This is a genomic window from Paraburkholderia phenazinium (genome assembly GCF_900142845.1).
Taxonomy (GTDB): domain Bacteria; phylum Pseudomonadota; class Gammaproteobacteria; order Burkholderiales; family Burkholderiaceae; genus Paraburkholderia; species Paraburkholderia phenazinium_A.
Window position 1 is genome coordinate 1823917 of sequence record NZ_FSRU01000002.1, and the last position, 14092, is coordinate 1838008.

Annotated in this window: 13 protein-coding genes and 1 tRNA gene; 5 read left to right on the plus strand and 9 right to left on the minus strand. The window is 57.6% G+C overall.

Annotation, left to right across the window (positions count from 1 at the left end):
* Window positions 1–46: 46 nt before the first annotated feature.
* The 4 genes from BUS12_RS25105 to BUS12_RS25120 all read left to right on the plus strand — a co-directional run bounded on the left by BUS12_RS25105 (window position 47) and on the right by BUS12_RS25120 (window position 5692).
* Window positions 47–1513, plus strand: a complete 1467-nt coding sequence (locus tag BUS12_RS25105; RefSeq protein WP_074300141.1) for a peptide ligase PGM1-related protein — start codon at window positions 47–49, stop codon at window positions 1511–1513.
* Between the two features lie 45 nt (window positions 1514–1558).
* Entirely contained in the window at window positions 1559–3028 is a 1470-nt protein-coding gene (locus tag BUS12_RS25110; RefSeq protein ID WP_074300142.1) for an aldehyde dehydrogenase family protein, read from the plus strand.
* An 11-nt stretch (window positions 3029–3039) separates the two neighbouring features.
* On the plus strand, window positions 3040–4143 hold the full coding sequence (locus BUS12_RS25115) for an inosamine-phosphate amidinotransferase 1 (RefSeq protein ID WP_074301695.1): 1104 nt from the start codon (window positions 3040–3042) through the stop codon (window positions 4141–4143).
* A gap of 367 nt (window positions 4144–4510) precedes the next feature.
* Entirely contained in the window at window positions 4511–5692 is a 1182-nt protein-coding gene (locus BUS12_RS25120) for a hypothetical protein (RefSeq protein WP_074300143.1), read from the plus strand.
* Between the two features lie 70 nt (window positions 5693–5762).
* Here the strand turns inward: BUS12_RS25120 and BUS12_RS25125 are convergent, their stop codons facing one another.
* Complete coding sequence (locus BUS12_RS25125; protein WP_074300144.1) at window positions 5763–6662, minus strand: EamA family transporter; 900 nt, start codon at window positions 6660–6662, stop codon at window positions 5763–5765.
* A 153-nt stretch (window positions 6663–6815) separates the two neighbouring features.
* Between BUS12_RS25125 and BUS12_RS25130 the strand changes: the two genes are divergently transcribed.
* A complete protein-coding gene (locus BUS12_RS25130; protein ID WP_253190208.1) occupies window positions 6816–7664 on the plus strand; it encodes a metallophosphoesterase in 849 nt (282 codons plus the stop codon).
* Window positions 7665–7740: 76 nt separating this feature from the next.
* Here the strand turns inward: BUS12_RS25130 and BUS12_RS25135 are convergent.
* The 8 genes from BUS12_RS25135 to infC form a co-directional block, all read right to left on the minus strand.
* Window positions 7741–7817: transfer RNA gene (locus tag BUS12_RS25135), tRNA-Pro, on the minus strand.
* A gap of 71 nt (window positions 7818–7888) precedes the next feature.
* On the minus strand, window positions 7889–8296 hold the full coding sequence (locus BUS12_RS25140) for a MerR family transcriptional regulator (RefSeq protein ID WP_074300146.1): 408 nt from the start codon (window positions 8294–8296) through the stop codon (window positions 7889–7891).
* Between the two features lie 45 nt (window positions 8297–8341).
* Window positions 8342–8752: an integration host factor subunit alpha gene (locus tag BUS12_RS25145; RefSeq protein WP_074300147.1), complete on the minus strand. Its 411-nt coding sequence runs from the start codon at window positions 8750–8752 to the stop codon at window positions 8342–8344.
* 69 nt (window positions 8753–8821) lie between these two features.
* The gene (pheT, locus tag BUS12_RS25150) at window positions 8822–11257 is read right to left on the minus strand and encodes a phenylalanine--tRNA ligase subunit beta (protein WP_074300148.1); all 2436 of its coding nucleotides are present in this window, start codon (window positions 11255–11257) and stop codon (window positions 8822–8824) included.
* Between the two features lie 260 nt (window positions 11258–11517).
* Window positions 11518–12531: a phenylalanine--tRNA ligase subunit alpha gene (pheS, locus tag BUS12_RS25155; RefSeq protein WP_074300149.1), complete on the minus strand. Its 1014-nt coding sequence runs from the start codon at window positions 12529–12531 to the stop codon at window positions 11518–11520.
* A gap of 157 nt (window positions 12532–12688) precedes the next feature.
* A complete protein-coding gene (gene rplT, locus BUS12_RS25160) occupies window positions 12689–13048 on the minus strand; it encodes a 50S ribosomal protein L20 (RefSeq protein ID WP_006052502.1) in 360 nt (119 codons plus the stop codon).
* Between the two features lie 29 nt (window positions 13049–13077).
* Window positions 13078–13275 carry a 50S ribosomal protein L35 gene (gene rpmI / locus BUS12_RS25165; protein ID WP_074282768.1) on the minus strand — a complete coding sequence of 66 codons (198 nt, stop codon included), beginning with the start codon at window positions 13273–13275 and terminating at the stop codon, window positions 13078–13080.
* Between the two features lie 282 nt (window positions 13276–13557).
* Window positions 13558–14082 carry a translation initiation factor IF-3 gene (gene infC / locus BUS12_RS25170; RefSeq protein ID WP_074263967.1) on the minus strand — a complete coding sequence of 175 codons (525 nt, stop codon included), beginning with the start codon at window positions 14080–14082 and terminating at the stop codon, window positions 13558–13560.
* Between the last annotated feature and the right edge of the window lie 10 nt (window positions 14083–14092).

The following is a 14092-nucleotide window of genomic DNA, read 5'->3' on the forward strand; positions in this document are numbered from 1 at the left end:
CGGCGTTACGGCACGCGATAAAACCTACTCTCGACGGACCGCAAAGATGAAGCGTTTTGCCAATGACATTCTTGATCTGGAATACGACGGCGACCGTACGATCGTCTTCATTCCGAGCATTAGCTTTGACGGCCTGACGAAGAAGTACCTGATCGGACTAAACTGCTTCGAAGAACGAAACTTATACTACCTTGCGTGCCTCACCCACATCAAAACGCGCTTCGTTGCCGTGCTCGCCGATGCAGTTGATGACGCATTTATCGACTACTGCGTAGACCATGTCGCGTCTGCGAGAGGAATAGACCGCGCTTCGCTGCGCGAGCGGTTTGAGGTGGTCAGGGTGTCGACCCACGGTGACGAACACCTGTCGAGGGCGATTTTGAGGCAGCCCGACGTGCTCGAAAATTTGCGGGCAAAAGTTCGACGCGCCATCAATCCCATCATCGACTTTTGGCTCGTCTCGCCAGAAGAAATACAGTTGGCGGCTTTACTGGATTGTCCCTACTACGGACTTCCTGAAGGCGCGCTTCAGTTCGACAACAAGTCGAATGCCCGAGATCTGTTCAGAGAGATCGGGTTGAGAATTCCGCGTGGCGAAGAGCACGTGAGCAGCCCGCAGGAGGCATGGGCTGCCCTAAGGCGGGTAGCAGAGCAAAGTGGCGCCGATGAGTACCTCATCAAGCTAAATTGCGAAGAGGCCGGAAAAGGAATTGCCATTGTGGGTCGCGAATCGATATCTCAGCCGTTCGATGCGTTTCTGGACCTCATCAAAGTACCGAAGAGCATTCCGGTTGACGAATTCCTGCAAGCCCTTTCCTCCCAGGGCGCAACGGTCGAGGAATTCATTTCTGCGCCCATCAAGGCGTGTCCGAGCGTGAAGATGGAGATTCTGACCGACGGAAGCGTGCGGAATCTCGCCACTCACGACCAGGTGCTGAGTGGTCTGGCCTATTCCGGATCGCGTTTTCCGGCAGACGAGAGTTATCGTGTGGATTTGATCCGGATTGGATATCGCGTGTCGGAGGCCGCCAGCAAAAAGGGCGCAAGAGGTATCGTATCGGTCGACTTTCTCGCGACAAAAGACACGCCGGACGAGCCGTGGATCCTGTGGGGCATGGAGATTAACGCCCGAAAAGGCGCCACGACTCACCCCTATTACTGGACGCGGTGGCTCACCGATGCTGCCTATTCGGCGGACACGGGCAAGCTAACCTGTCCTGCTGGCGAGACCGTGTATTGCGCCTCGGAGTTCTTTTCCGACCCCCAGTTGCATCTCGTCGCTCCTTCATTCATCTTAGATGACCTAAAGAAGTCTGGGCTGGACTATCAGCACCGTTCGAGATCCGGTGTTTTCGTCCATATGCTGAGTAGCGTGCAGCGGTTCTCAAAGGTTGGCGCTACCGTCATCGCCCGGGACAGCGCGGAGACCGACAGACTGTCTCAGGCATTCAGCGAGCAGTTGAAGCGCCTCGCTGACCCGTACCGATCTTCTCTCGACAATTTTCCCGCCTAGACCATAGAGTCCCTACGTTCGGCTAATCCACCACTTTTCATTCCGATGACAACGACTATTGACGATAGATCAGACGAGTCCTATTGGCCGAACTTTATCGACGGAGCGTATTGCAATGGTGGAGCCGGACGTATTGCTGTCAAGAATCCCGCCACGGGAGATGTCCTTGCCGAACACGCGCTAGCGGACGCAGCCGATGTGGACCGGGCCGTTCAGGCCGCACACAGAGTTCACCGCTCCGGACAGCTCGCGAAGCTACACCCCATGGATCGCGGCCGCATGGTCCGGGGTATCGGCAAGTACCTCAGCGACAACATGGAATCCGTCAAGCGGTCGATCACGTTGGAGCAGGGAAAACCGCTTTTCGAATCTGAAGCCGAAATCAAACTTGCAATCCGCCTGTTTGAATACTTCGGTTCGATGGCCGAATCGCTGGAAGGACGATCCGTTCCTTGCGACGACACCCGCTTCGATTTCACCGTGTACGAACCCTTGGGCGTGTCGGCTCAATTTATGCCGTCTCACTACCCTATCTACATCCCCGCGCGCGCCCTGTCGGTCGCCCTTGCGACGGGGAATGCCTGCGTCATGAAGACCTCCGAGCTCGCGCCCATTTCGACTATCTGGCTCGCACGGGCCGCCGAGGCGGTTGGCTTTCCCCCTGGCGCAGTCAATATTTTATGTGGCCGCCGTGAAGATGCAGGCGTGGCTCTATCGACCCATCCGGACATCAATCATCTTGTGTTTATAGGCCAGCAACATTGCGCGACGGAGGTTCTTTCGCAATCGGCCAGAAACATCGTCCCAAGCATCGTGGAAGTGGGCGGGACATCCCCAACGCTCTTCTTTGAGGACGGCGATCTCGACGCCTTCATCTTCGAAGCGAGGATGGGCTCATATTGGAACGCGGGACAGTTCTGTTGCGGCGTGTACCGCGTCATCGTCCACGAGTCGCGGTACGAGGAGCTCATCGATGGAGCGGTGGCGCTTGCCGAGTCGCTCGAGGTAGGCCCGGGAATCGAGAGCGGAGACTTCCGCCCCTACATGGGCTCCATGGACAGCAACGAGCAGCTTCAGAAGGTTTTGGAAATCGTTGCCGATGCCAAGCTCAACGGCGCGAAATGTGTGGCCGGCGGCGAGCGATTGAAGCGAGCTGGCTTTTTCATGAAACCCACCGTCTTGCGTGACGTCGATCCGTCCATGAGAGCGGCGCAAGAGGAAGTGTGGGGACCCGTCATGTCCGTCCTGAAGTTTCGCGATGAAGAAGAGGCGTATCGCCTCGCGAACGGCCCGCGGCATAGCGGTCTCATGTGTGGTGTGTTCACCAAAGATCTTGGGCGGATGATGCGCGCCGCACAGCGGATACGTGCGGGACATATCGTCTCGAATCAGACCTTGATTGGAGGAGCAGAGTTACCTTTCGGAGGCTTCAATCGTGCGGGGTACGGTAGCTTGAAAGGGCGCGAAGCCCTTATGGGCTATGTCCAGCGGAAGAATGTACTTCTCAACTTATAGCGAGGATGAACATGAGCGAAACAATTGAATATCATTCCGGTCAATTGGCGCAGCAAGAGGCAGTCCCGGCGGGAGTCTGGAGTTGCAACGAGTGGGATCCGCTTGTAGAAGTCATCGTTGGAAATCCGTTTAACGCTCGATTCCCCTACCGGGACAAGAGCACTCACATAGCGGAGTACGCAGGCAAGCCGTTTGCTTCAATCCCTCAAGGTCCGTTTCCTCAGCAGATCATTGAGGAAACCGAAGAGGATCTTGGGGAGATGGTGGAGGTGTTCACCAAGCTTGGCGTGTCGGTAAAGCGTCCGCAGACCTGGGATCACGAGCGGGAATTTTCCACCACGTTCTGGAAAACCGAGGGATATTACAACTATTGTCCGCGCGACATTCTTTTGGTCGTTGGCGATCAGATCATCGAAACACCCAACGCCATCCGTGGGCGATCGCAAGAAACATATAGCTACCGGGAGATTCTTCTCGAGTATCTCAAGGACGGCTCACGCTGGTTTAGCGCGCCCAGGCCGATGCTACTTGATTCGTTATTCGAAGTAGATCACCAGAAGCCCGTGCCGCGAAACGACGAGCCGGTGTTCGATGCGGCAAATGTGATTCGATTCGGCAGAGACCTCCTGTATCTCATCAGCTCGACGGGAAACGATCTTGGCGCGCACTGGCTTCAAACAGTCCTTGGGAAGGACTTCAAGGTACACTGCTGCCGGCTCAACTACTACGGAAGTCACATCGACACGTCAGTCGTCGCGCTTCGCCCGGGTCTTTTGCTTTGCAATCCTGAACGTGTTAACCGGGACATGCTTCCTGACATTTTCCGCGATTGGGAGGTGATTTTCAGCCCGCCGATGGTCGGAGCAGACAGATTCGAGAGCGACTATTTGTCGAAGTGCATCGGCAGCAACTGGATCGATATGAATCTTTTCAGTCTGAGCCCGGATCTGGTCATGGTCGATCGCGATCAACTTCCGTTGATCAAGCTGCTGGAGAGCAAGAAGATCGAAGTGCTTCCAATGAAGTTGCGACATTCCAGGATGTTAGGGGGAGGCTTCCACTGCACGACGCTGGATACCCGAAGAAAAGGCAAGATGGAATCGTACTTCGATTGACTAGCCGCCGGGACCGCGCAATGTTTCAGATAGGCTGCTTCGCATCGCCTGCCGTAACCTAAGGCGTGGTTTCACAGCGTGTGGAGCAGCCCTCACACCGAGGCATCTCAATGACGCGGAAAACGCCTCAAACAGATCGGTACGGCAGCGTGGTACTACACATCGGGCGCGAGATGTTTTTACTCTCACAGTGGCATGAAGGCGAGTTACCCGAGTGCGGGTTCCTACTCCCCGGACATCACGTGGGCATACTCTGCGAACCGGTTGGTCGGACGCGCAATGTTCAATTGAGTTCATCCACCCTGCGAGCACTGACGATAGTGTTCCTTGCTGGAACCTTTGGCCCATCACACTCGCGATAGGAAATATGTCCAGGATCAATAGCCACAACGAATGGGACGCGTTGAAAGAAGCCGTCGTGGGTACCGCAACCGGGACCGTCGGTACGCTAACCTGGCGCAAGCCAGGACCGATCCCGGAGCGGCTCTTCGATCAAGGGATTGCGATTGCGAAGGCGGCCTCCCCTCAGTGGTACGTCGACGAAGTGGCAGAAGACCTGGATAATCTGAGTTCGATTCTCCGTCAGTTTGGCGTTGTCGTTCATCGCCCGGAGCCCTTCGATTTTTCAGCGCTATGTGCCACACCGTTTTGGTCAACAACGAGCAACAATCTGTACAACGTGCGCGACCTTAACCTGGTCGTGGGAAACACCGTTGTCGAAAGCCCCTCATATGGTCGTAGCCGATTGTACGAAACCGCGGGGCTCTATCCCATCTGGTATCGGTATCTGGAAGAAGGCTTTCGGTGGATTGCGGCGCCCAAGCCGTTGCTCAACTATGAGGCCAGGCTGCCGTACTTCAAAGATGGGGTGGATCGAACCATCACGGACGAGGACGTGAAACACCGTCGACTATCCGACGGGCGGCTCGAGACGCTTCATAGACTCGCAGAAAAAGAGATCCTGTTTGAGGCCGCAACAGTCTTGAGAATGGGGAAAGACCTGCTCTTTCTCGTATCTTCTTCGGGAAATCGCCTTGCCTTGAATTGGCTTCGCGCCGTCCTGGGTGACGAGTACACCGTACATGAAACATCGGATATCTATCGCGCCGGTCATATCGATTCGACCGTCATGTGCCTTCGCCCCGGCTTGGTACTTCTCAACAGCGCGCGCGTGAATGAGCACAATTGTCCCGGAATCTTTAAAGCGTGGGACAAGCTCTACTTTGAAGAAGTGGAGCCGATTCCTCAGGCGGAGTTGGAGTTTCACAAGCACGTCAGAGAACCGGCGGCAATGCAACTGGAGAGCCTTGGCTTCCAAAGCAACCTAAGGCAGATGTCCTCTCCCTGGATCGGCATGAACCTGCTGTCGCTCGACCCCTCTACCGTGATAGTCGACGAGCGGCAGACACGCCTGATACGCGAACTGGAACGGCACAAATTCACCGTGATTCCGACCCGGATGCGTCATGCCCATACTCAGTGCGGCGGCATTCACTGCGCGACGCTTGATACGGTTAGAGAAAGCAAGCTGGAAAGTTACTTCGACTAACAGCAGGACTCCCTACGAATACCTCATGTTCATGCACGGCGCCTCAGCACTCGTTCGGTGACAGGAAAGCCTACATCAGGGCAATTTGGGCGAGTCCGCACAACATGACGGCAGTGCCAAATAACTTGGGCCCGGAAACGCTTTCTTTAAGGAGAAGAATCCCAAACAGAGTCCCGACGGGTATGGAAAGCTGACGCAGTGCGACGATCTGGCGAACGTCTGCGCCGGTCGCCATGGCAATCAGAACTAGGCCGTACGTTAGCGTCATCGCGACACCAGCCAGGACCGCGTTCTGACGCTGCGTTGCCCAGATGGTTTCGACGGCCCGACGTTCGCGCGCGATGTAACGTAACGGCAAGATCGCCCAGATCACGATCGCATAGGCTTGAATAACCGTATAGGTCAGTCCTGCCGTCAATGCATTGAAGCCGTGCTGACGCATAAGATCGAGGGCCGCCTTGTCTGCAATCGAGTATCCGACAGTGCCTGCCACTGCCAGGAGCGCAAAGCCAAAAGCCGGCGTGAGGTACGTAGCGAGCCGCAAAGAGCGCACGTTGTTCAGCGGAAGCACAAACGTTCCCGCTACTACGAGCACTATTCCGATGAAGACGCCTGGGTGAAGCGTGGATCCACCCAACGCCGCATTGGCGACGACGGCAACCAGTGCAACCGGCAGACCTCGCACGAATGGATATAGAACGCTCATGTCGCCATTGGAATACGCCCAGGCGAGTCCGCCGAGATAGATCAACTGAAAGAATCCGGAGACGATCAGGAGCAGCCAAAAGGTGATGGGCAGATACCAAAGATTGGGTAAGCCCCAGAAGAGAACTGGTGAGAACAAAAGACCGCCGCTGCCAACGGCAAACACAAAAAAGGCCAGTGATGGTGACTGCTTCTTTCCGAGTAGATTCCAGCCTGCATGGAGAAACACTGATGTGACGGTGAGTGCCAGTGGGATTGCGTTCAATTTTCCTCCATAGACAACCGGCGCGCCGAAGATGCATGAAACGGCGCCTCGTGGAATCCCATCCCTATGATTGCAACTTGATTTGCATAGGTGCACGAAAGTGTTGTGGATTCTTTCTTTGTTCGGTAGAGCGTGCTGGATTCTCGATCTAAAATGCTCGCATGTTCAGTGCCAACATTCAAGCCATATATGCGCATACAAATTGCCTCAGACCTGCATCTTGAATCGCTAAGGCGGCGTTTCCCCGGCTTTCTACCGGTGACGCCGGCACAGGCGGATGTGCTTGTGCTTGCAGGTGACATCGCAACGGGATGTGAGGGCGTAGAAATGTTCGCCGACTGGCCGGTGCCCGTCATTTACGTGCATGGAAACCACGAGAGTTACGGGACGCCTTATGAGGATCTTCCGCGCAAAATCCGGGCAAGTGCAAAGGGGACGGCGGTAAATTATCTGGAGAACGAAGCACTTGTCATTGATAACGTGAGATTTTTGGGCTGCTGTCTGTGGACTGACTACAACTTGTACGACTCACCCGTTCAAGGCATGGAGACCGCTCTCGAATACATGCACGATTACACAGAAATCGCGACTGAGGCCGGCGGATGGTTCACGCCGGAGCATGCCCTGGTCGAGCATAAGCGGTCGGTGAGATGGTTGCGCGATCAACTCGCCATACCTTTTTCGGGTAAGACGGTGGTTGTGACTCACCACGGTGTCGCGCCGCTCTCGGTACACCCGCGCTTCAAAGGCAATCCGATCAATGCCGCCTTCGTCAGCGATCTGAGCGCACTCCTGCCTTTGGCGGACATTTTCATACACGGGCACGTTCACGACTCGGTCGACTACCGAATTGGCCGTACCCGGGTGCTGACAAATCCTAGAGGGTATGCGACGAACCTGAATCAGGCGACCTGCCCTCAATCGTTAGCATGGGAGAACAACGCATTCAAGGACGACATGGTTGTGAGGATTGACGATCGGCAGGTGTTGGCGAGCGTGTGAGGACAAACGTTGGACGCAAAATGCGCCCCAAATGAAAAAGGCCTCACAAGCATTGCTTGTAAGGCCTTGATTTCTTTGGTCGGGGCGAGAGGATTTGAACCTCCGACCACCTGCACCCCATGCAGGTACGCTACCAGGCTGCGCTACGCCCCGAACAGCTAAAAATTATAACAGACACTTCAATCGATTAGAACCGCCAGTCGCCAACAAAACCGCGAAAGGCCCTACCGGCCCAGCAGATCGATCACCTGCAGCAGTTCCTTGCGCAACTGATCGACATCGACGGTAGCCGTGGTTGCAGACGGCGCCTCCAGAACCTCGCCCTCCTCCCCCGCATCGTCCGGCGGCCCACCGTGCACCGCACCGTGCGAATCGAGCCGGTTGCGCGCACCGTTGATCGTGAAGCCCTGCTCGTACAGGAGCTCGCGAATCCGCCTGATCAGCAGCACTTCATGATGCTGGTAGTAGCGGCGATTGCCACGCCGCTTCACCGGCCGCAACTGCGTGAACTCCTGCTCCCAATACCGCAACACATGCGGCTTCACTCCGCACAGTTCGCTGACCTCACCTATGGTGAAGTAGCGCTTCGCCGGAATCGGAGGCAAGACGACTTTTTCGATCGTCGCTGTCATCGTCAGTTAGCCGTCGTGGTAGTTGCGCAGGAACGCGCCGGTCGATCAGCGCGCGAAGCTTGCCTCAGCGCCGGTTTCGACCAGCGCCTTCAGCTTTTGACTTGCATGGAACGTCACAACGCGGCGAGCCGCAATCGGAATGGCCTCGCCCGTCTTCGGATTGCGGCCTGGACGCTGGGGCTTGTCGCGCAACTGAAAGTTGCCGAAGCCAGACAGCTTCACGCTATCGCCGCTCTCCAACGCGTCGCGAATCACCTCGAAGAACGCCTCGACCATGTCCTTCGCTTCCCGCTTGTTGAGTCCGACATTGTCGAACAGCAACTCAGCGAGCTCGGCCTTGGTGAGCGTGGGCGTTTCCGCCGAAGCGTTTGCGGGTGATGTCGGAATATCGCGAATCATGGCGCTACGCTGCGCCGTAAGAAGGGCTTCGAAATCACTCGAGTTCATTTCATTCATATCTATCAAATGGCGCGCCAACCAGGAACCGGAGAATGCGAAAACTGCCGCTTAAAGAGTATCCGCGGGTTATCCGCGCAACCGTGCGCCATATACTCGAGCCAGACGATCCACCAGGGTTTGAATGGCCAGATCGACCGTCTCGTCCTGAAGGGTCCCGCCAGTATCTTGCAAGGTCACACGGAACGCAAGGCTTTTCTCATGCGCTGCCAACCCACCGGAAGTGTTTGATTTTGGACGGAATTCGTCGAAAAGCGCAACCCTTCTGACGGTCTTGCAGGCGTCTTCGGAAAGCGCCTTTTGCAGCTCGTCCAGCAATGCCTGAACCTCGATTTTCTGATCGACGACCACCGCGATATCGCGGCGCACCGGCGGAAATTTCGATACTTCCGACGGTACCGGCAATGTACGCTGAATTAATGCATCCGCCTCGATTTCAAACAGAATCGGTGCATGCGGCAAATCATATTTTTGCATCCAGCGCGGATGCAATTCGCCAATCCAGCCCACAGCGCGGCCATTCAATTCAATACGCGCGCTGCGTCCCGGATGCAGCGCGGGATGCTCCGCTTTCACAAAGCGCGCCACCGCCGGCGACAGCAAAGCTTCCAGATCGCCCTTGACGTCGAAGTAGTCGACGACGCGCGTCGCCGCACCCCATTGTTCTTCTTGCGCCGGGCCATAAGCGAGCGCGCCGAACAGCTTCGGCTGCGCGAAGCCTTCGACCTGCAGTTCCCCGGCCTTGATTGCGGCGTCGTGCAGGAACACGCGGCCCACTTCGAACACACGCACGCGATCCGCCGCGCGACGGCTCAGATTGGTACGCAGTACTTCGATCAGGCTGCCGAACAGCGTGGTGCGCATCACCGAAAGCTGGCTGGCGATCGGGTTCAGCAGACGCACCGGCGTGTCGTTGCCCGCGAAATCCTGCTCCCATTGCGCGTCGACGAAGCTGAAGTTCACCGTCTCCGCATAGTCGCGCGCGGCGAGCGCGTGACGGATATCGTGGAGGGTGCGCTGCGTTTCGTTGGTCGCACGCATCTCGCTCGTGGCGACCGGCGGACGCGCCGGAATCTTTTCGAAGCCGTAGATACGCGCAACTTCTTCGATCAGGTCTTCTTCGATTTCGATGTCGAAGCGGTACGACGGCGGCGTCACGGAGAACACTTCGCCATCCTGCGTGAACGTGAGACCGAGGCGCGTGAAGATCTGCGCGATCTCATCCGCACCGATCTCGATGCCAATGATTCGGTTCGCACGCGCGACGCGCATTTTCACCGGCGCCCGTTGCGGTATGTTGACGATCTGGTCGTCCACCGGGCCGGCTTCGCCGCCGCAGATATCGAGGATCAGTTGCGTGATGCGTTCGATATGTTCAACGGTGGTCGCATAGTCGACCCCGCGCTCGAAGCGATGCCCTGCGTCCGTCGAGAAGTTGTATTTGCGCGAGCGGCCGCGAATGCTATCCGGCCACCAGAAGGCGGCTTCCAGATAGATGTGGGTGGTGTCGAGCGTCACGGCCGTGCTGTCGCCGCCCATGATGCCCGCGAGACTTTCGATATGCTGATCGTCCGCGATCACGCCCACCGTTTCGTCGAGCTCGACGGTATTGCCGTTCAGCAGCTTGAGCGTTTCACCCTTGCGGCCCCAGCGCACGTCCATGCTGCCGTGGATCTTGTCCAGGTCGAACACGTGCGACGGCCGGCCCAGTTCGAGCATCACGTAGTTCGAGATGTCGACCAGCGCGGAAATGCTGCGCTGCCCCGAGCGCTCGAGACGCTCGACCATCCACTTCGGCGACTTCGCGCGTGCATTCACGCCACGAATCACGCGGCCCGAGAAACGGCCGCACAAATCCGGCGCCGAAATCTTCACCGGCAAGGTTTCGTTCAGCGTCACGGCGGCCGGCTTGATCTCGAGCGCATGCAAAGGTGCGCCGGTGATGGCCGACGTTTCGCGCGCCACGCCGAATACCGACAGGCAGTCGGCCTTGTTCGGCGTCAGCTTGATTTCGAAGACGGTGTCGTCGAGGTTGAGCGTCTCGCGGATGTCCTGGCCGATCGGCGTATCTTCCGGCAGGATCATCAGGCCGCTATGATCGTCCGAGAGCTTCAGTTCACGTGCCGAGCACAGCATGCCCTGGCTTTCCACGCCGCGCAGCTTCGAGAGCTTGATGGCGAACGGTGCGCCGCCCTCTTCGGACGGCGGCAGTTCTGCGCCCACCAGCGCGACCGGCACCTTGATGCCCGGCGCGACATTCGGTGCACCGCAGACGATGTTGAGCGTCGCGCCCGTGCCGGCGTCGACCTGACACACGTTGAGCTTATCCGCGTCCGGGTGCTTGACGACCTCGAGAACCCGGCCGACAACGATCTTCCTGGTCGGCGGCGCAGCGGGCCGCAGGCCCTCGACTTCGAGTCCAGCCATCGTCAGCGCGTGCGACAGCTCGTCCGTCGTCATCTGCGGGTCGACAAAGCTTCTTAGCCAGGATTCCGGGAATTGCATGGTTCTGTGTACGTTCTGATCAGGTTAGTCCACGTCCGGCGAGCCCCTGCTTGCGTTACCCGTTGCCTTGGATAACCAGGCGCCCTGCCGATGGCACTGCTTGCGGCGCGCATCTGCCTATGTTTCTGCATCCGGCAGTGTGCGCAGCCGCTCTCGTTACGCGTTGTTGCGTGCTGCTGCGACCCGTCTCGCCAGATTCCGCGCGGCGGCCTTTCGAGCTCGCCTTAGCGTCCTGGCCGGCCATCGCCCAGCTTGAAGCGTTAAGCGAATTGCCGCAGGAAGCGCAGGTCGTTTTCAAAGAACAGGCGCAGGTCCTGCACACCGTAGCGCAACATGGCCAGCCGCTCGAGGCCGCTGCCGAAGGCGAAACCGATGTACCGCTCCGGGTCGAGGCCCATGTTGCGGATCACCGTGGGGTGAACCTGGCCGGACCCCGAGATTTCGAGCCACTTGCCGGCGTTCTTGCCCGTTTCGAACAGCATGTCGATTTCGGCCGACGGTTCGGTAAACGGAAAGTACGACGGACGGAAGCGCACGAGGATGTCGTCGCGCTCGAAGAATTTTTTGAGGAAGTCGGTGTAGACGCCCTTCAGGTCGGCGAAGCTGATGTTCTCGTCGATCCACAGGCCTTCGACCTGATTGAACATCGGCGAGTGTGTCGCGTCGCTGTCCACGCGGTAGGTGCGGCCCGGCACGATCACCTTGATCGGCGGCGTGTTGGTGCGCGCGTAGCGTACCTGCATCGGGCTCGTGTGCGTGCGCAGCAGCAACTGACGGCCGTCGGCATCCTTGCCGTCGACGTAAAAGGTGTCCTGCATCGAACGCGCCGGATGGTTTTCCGGGCTGTTCAAGGCGGTGAAGTTGTACCAGTCGGTTTCGATTTCGGGGCCGTCGGCCACGTCGAACCCAATGGTACGGAAAATCTGTTCGACGCGTTCCCACGTGCGCATGACCGGATGCAGGCTGCCTGCTCCGATGCCGCGGCCGGGCAACGTGACGTCAATGGCTTCAGCGGCGAGGCGCTGGTTCAAGAGCGCGTCGGCAAGCGCCTGACGGCGGGCCGTCAAGGCGGCTTCCACCTGCTGCTTGACGACGTTGATCCGCGCGCCTTCGGTCTTGCGCGTCTCGGGATCGAGTTTGCCAAGGCCCTTCAACAGTTCGGTCAGCGCACCCGATTTGCCGAGAAAGCGGGCTTTCTCGTTCTCGAGGGTGGTGACGTCGTTGGCTTCCCCGAAGGCTTTTTGCGCGTCAGCGACAATCTGGTCCAGATCCATTGATCCCATCTTTTCAACGTCAGTGTTCAATCGATGCAAAACTGGTTCGACCAACAAAAAAGGGGCTCGGTGAGGAGCCCCGTTTTTGTTGCAGCGTCACCGAGACAACCGGATCTTCGCTGCAACGAACCACGCAGTTTAATTGCCCAAAGCGCAATCAGGCTGCAACGGCGGCTTTCACCTGCTGAACGATCGCAGCAAAAGCAGCCTTGTCGAACACAGCCATGTCGGCCAGCACCTTGCGGTCGAGTTCGATCGAAGCCTTCTTCAGGCCGTTGATGAACACGCTGTACGTCATGTCGTGCTGACGCACCGCCGCGTTGATACGCGTGATCCACAATGCACGGAACACACGCTTCTTGTTGCGGCGATCGCGGTAGGCGTATTGGCCTGCGCGCATGACCGCCTGCTTGGCGATGCGATAGACGTTATTGCGACGGCCGCGGTAACCCTTGGCCAGCTTGATGATCTTCTTGTGACGGGCCCGTGCGGTAACCCCACGTTTGACTCTAGGCATAATTAGCTCCTGTGAGTTTTAGTTAAGGGTTAAGCGAACGGCAGCATTGCGCGCACGGAGTTCATATCTGACTCATGAACTGACGTGGAACCGCGCAGATGGCGTTTGTTCTTGGTGGTCTTCTTGGTAAGAATGTGGCGCTTGAAGGCTTGACCGCGCTTGACGGTACCGCCCGGACGCACCACGAAGCGCTTCGCAGCACTCTTCTTGGTCTTCATCTTCGGCATGACAACTCCATTATTAGATGGATATGGGTGTGCGGTCGGCCTGATGGCCATTACCCGCCCTTCGAAACCCACTCCACTTGGTATGCAGTCGGCCGTTGTTGCCGGCCGCCGCTTTTCAGAAACGGCGCCCACTTGCATAGGCGCTGTTCCGAAACCTGCTTGTCTTCGCCATGCACGCGCAAACACGCACACGGCGAACAACAACTCAATCTTTTCAACACGACGGCGCGCGCCTCGCGGCGCGCTGCCACACAGCTTGCGCAGACAACCCGCGCGGGCTGCTTACTTCTTTTTCTTCGGAGCGAGCACCATGATCATCTGGCGCCCTTCCATCTTCGGCATTTGCTCGACCTGACCGACTTCGTCCAGATCTGTGCGCAGGCGTTCCAGCATGCGCATACCGATTTCCTGGTGGGCCATTTCGCGGCCACGGAAACGCAACGTGATTTTCGTCTTGTCACCGTCGTCGAGGAAGCGGATGAGGTTGCGCAGCTTGACGTTGTAATCGCCGTCATCCGTGCCCGGCCGGAATTTGACTTCCTTGACCTGGACAATCTTCTGCTTGAGCTTGGCCTCGTGTTGCTTCTTCGCTTCCGAGTACTTGAACTTGCCGTAGTCCATCAAGCGGCAAACCGGCGGCACCGCCTGAGGGGCGATTTCGACCAGATCCACATCTTGCTGTTCCGACATGCGGAACGCATCAGCGAGCTTCACGATGCCGAGCGGTTCGTTCTCGACTCCGACCAGACGCACCTCGGGTGCAGTGATTTCACCGTTGATGCGGTGCGCAGACTTATCAGTAGCGATGTTACGTTTC